Here is a 2816-nt window from a genome sequence, read left to right as displayed (position 1 = left end):
AGCCGGCGATGTCCGAATGGGGAAACCCAGTGCAATTCGTTGCACTATCGTTAACTGAATACATAGGTTAACGAGGCGAACCGGGGGAACTGAAACATCTAAGTACCCCGAGGAAAAGAAATCAACCGAGATTCCCCCAGTAGCGGCGAGCGAACGGGGAGCAGCCCAGAGTCTGAATCAGCTTGTGTGTTAGTGGAACGGTCTGGAAAGTCCGACGGTACAGGGTGATAGTCCCGTACACCAAAATGCACAGGTTGTGAACTCGAAGAGTAGGGCGGGACACGTGGTATCCTGTCTGAATATGGGGGGACCATCCTCCAAGGCTAAATACTCCTGACTGACCGATAGTGAACCAGTACCGTGAGGGAAAGGCGAAAAGAACCCCGGCGAGGGGAGTGAAAAAGAACCTGAAACCGTGTACGTACAAGCAGTGGGAGCCTCTTTATGGGGTGACTGCGTACCTTTTGTATAATGGGTCAGCGACTTATATTCTGTAGCAAGGTTAACCGTATAGGGGAGCCGCAGGGAAACCGAGTCTTAACTGGGCGTTAAGTTGCAGGGTATAGACCCGAAACCCGGTGATCTAGCCATGGGCAGGTTGAAGGTTGGGTAACACTAACTGGAGGACCGAACCGACTAATGTTGAAAAATTAGCGGATGACTTGTGGCTGGGGGTGAAAGGCCAATCAAACCGGGAGATAGCTGGTTCTCCCCGAAAGCTATTTAGGTAGCGCCTCGTGAACTCATCTTCGGGGGTAGAGCACTGTTTCGGCTAGGGGGTCATCCCGACTTACCAACCCGATGCAAACTACGAATACCGAAGAATGTTATCACGGGAGACACACGGCGGGTGCTAACGTCCGTCGTGAAGAGGGAAACAACCCAGACCGCCAGCTAAGGTCCCAAAGTCATGGTTAAGTGGGAAACGATGTGGGAAGGCACAGACAGCCAGGATGTTGGCTTAGAAGCAGCCATCATTTAAAGAAAGCGTAATAGCTCACTGGTCGAGTCGGCCTGCGCGGAAGATGTAACGGGGCTAAACCATGCACCGAAGCTGCGGCAGCGACGCTTATGCGTTGTTGGGTAGGGGAGCGTTCTGTAAGCCTGCGAAGGTGACCTGTGAGGGTTGCTGGAGGTATCAGAAGTGCGAATGCTGACATAAGTAACGATAAAGCGGGTGAAAAGCCCGCTCGCCGGAAGACCAAGGGTTCCTGTCCAACGTTAATCGGGGCAGGGTGAGTCGACCCCTAAGGCGAGGCCGAAAGGCGTAGTCGATGGGAAACAGGTTAATATTCCTGTACTTGGTGTTACTGCGAAGGGGGGACGGAGAAGGCTATGTTAGCCGGGCGACGGTTGTCCCGGTTTAAGCATGTAGGCGGAGGTTCCAGGTAAATCCGGTACCTTTTAACGCTGAGGTGTGATGACGAGGCACTACGGTGCTGAAGTAACAAATGCCCTGCTTCCAGGAAAAGCCTCTAAGCATCAGGTAACATTAAATCGTACCCCAAACCGACACAGGTGGTCAGGTAGAGAATACCAAGGCGCTTGAGAGAACTCGGGTGAAGGAACTAGGCAAAATGGTGCCGTAACTTCGGGAGAAGGCACGCTGATATGTAGGTGAAGTCCCTGCGGATGGAGCTGAAATCAGTCGAAGATACCAGCTGGCTGCAACTGTTTATTAAAAACACAGCACTGTGCAAACACGAAAGTGGACGTATACGGTGTGACGCCTGCCCGGTGCCGGAAGGTTAATTGATGGGGTTATCCGTAAGGAGAAGCTCTTGATCGAAGCCCCGGTAAACGGCGGCCGTAACTATAACGGTCCTAAGGTAGCGAAATTCCTTGTCGGGTAAGTTCCGACCTGCACGAATGGCGTAATGATGGCCAGGCTGTCTCCACCCGAGACTCAGTGAAATTGAACTCGCTGTGAAGATGCAGTGTACCCGCGGCAAGACGGAAAGACCCCGTGAACCTTTACTATAGCTTGACACTGAACATTGAGCCTTGATGTGTAGGATAGGTGGGAGGCTTTGAAGCGTGGACGCCAGTCTGCGTGGAGCCAACCTTGAAATACCACCCTTTAATGTTTGATGTTCTAACGTAGACCCCTAATCGGGGTTGCGGACAGTGTCTGGTGGGTAGTTTGACTGGGGCGGTCTCCTCCCAAAGAGTAACGGAGGAGCACGAAGGTTAGCTAATCCTGGTCGGACATCAGGAGGTTAGTGCAATGGCATAAGCTAGCTTGACTGCGAGCGTGACGGCGCGAGCAGGTGCGAAAGCAGGTCATAGTGATCCGGTGGTTCTGAATGGAAGGGCCATCGCTCAACGGATAAAAGGTACTCCGGGGATAACAGGCTGATACCGCCCAAGAGTTCATATCGACGGCGGTGTTTGGCACCTCGATGTCGGCTCATCACATCCTGGGGCTGAAGTAGGTCCCAAGGGTATGGCTGTTCGCCATTTAAAGTGGTACGCGAGCTGGGTTTAGAACGTCGTGAGACAGTTCGGTCCCTATCTGCCGTGGGCGCTGGAGAATTGAGGGGGGCTGCTCCTAGTACGAGAGGACCGGAGTGGACGCATCACTGGTGTTCGGGTTGTCATGCCAATGGCATTGCCCGGTAGCTAAATGCGGAAGAGATAAGTGCTGAAAGCATCTAAGCACGAAACTTGCCCCGAGATGAGTTCTCCCTGAGACTTTAAGTCTCCTGAAGGAACGTTGAAGACGACGACGTTGATAGGCCGGGTGTGTAAGCGCAGCGATGCGTTGAGCTAACCGGTACTAATGAACCGTGAGGCTTAACCTTACAACGCCGAAG

At 52.9% G+C, this 2816-nt stretch carries 1 rRNA gene; it reads left to right on the top strand.

Annotation, left to right across the window (positions count from 1 at the left end):
- A 23S ribosomal RNA gene (locus CWM57_RS27000) occupies positions 1-2804 on the top strand; the annotation flags it as partial.
- Positions 2805-2816 lie beyond the last annotated feature (12 nt).

This window comes from Klebsiella sp. G-Nf4, from assembly GCF_002810615.1.
GTDB lineage: Bacteria > Pseudomonadota > Gammaproteobacteria > Enterobacterales > Enterobacteriaceae > Klebsiella > Klebsiella variicola.
The sequence above is the reverse complement of the archived record's forward strand: the minus strand, read 5'-3'. Positions and strand labels throughout refer to the sequence as shown.